This is a genomic window from Gallintestinimicrobium propionicum, from assembly GCF_025567525.1.
Lineage (GTDB): Bacteria > Bacillota > Clostridia > Lachnospirales > Lachnospiraceae > Gallintestinimicrobium > Gallintestinimicrobium propionicum.
Genome location: NZ_JAOQJY010000054.1, coordinates 1 through 571 on the forward strand (window position 1 = coordinate 1; position 571 = coordinate 571).

At 42.6% G+C, this 571-nt stretch carries 1 rRNA gene; it reads right to left on the minus strand.

The features are described from left to right. Positions 1 to 313: 313 nt before the first annotated feature. Positions 314 to 431 (minus strand): 5S ribosomal RNA (rrf, locus tag OCV62_RS18090). Positions 432 to 571: the final 140 nt, after the last annotated feature.

A 571-nucleotide genomic window follows, 5' to 3' on the forward strand; every position in this document is an offset into this window, starting at 1 on the left:
TAAATTGCTTTGTTTTTCCATTGATGTTACTCAATGGCCTCGGATGTCTCTTGTTTTTGATGATCGGAATGTTACTTCCTTTCATCTTCCTATCTCGTTGTTTGAGATCTTTCGATCTCTCACAAGCTCGATATTGATACTTGAGATTATTTTCAATGTTCAGTTTTCAAGGTACCATTTGACTGATGATTTATCAGTCATTCAAGACCAGAAGTTTTCTGAGCTTGGATCACTGGTAAATACCAGCGTATATAAACACCTTTGCAGATGATATTTTATATACGAAAGCGTTTTGCTTTATTTTTTTAAGGGATTCCGGCAGCCACCTGCTCTCCCATACCGTCTCCAGCATAGTACCATCGGCCGCTTAGGTCTTAACCATCGTGTTCGGGATGAGAACGGGTGTGTCCCCTAAGCGCATCGCCACCGGAAAGTTTGTTTGTGCTATCCTGCAGTTCGTTCGTGCAGCCTTTCCTCTATTCGTAGGCGTTCTGCACTCACTCCTTGATAGCTAAACAGTAATGCAACTCCTTACTTCTTCCGTTTCCTTAGAAAGGAGGTGATCCAGCCG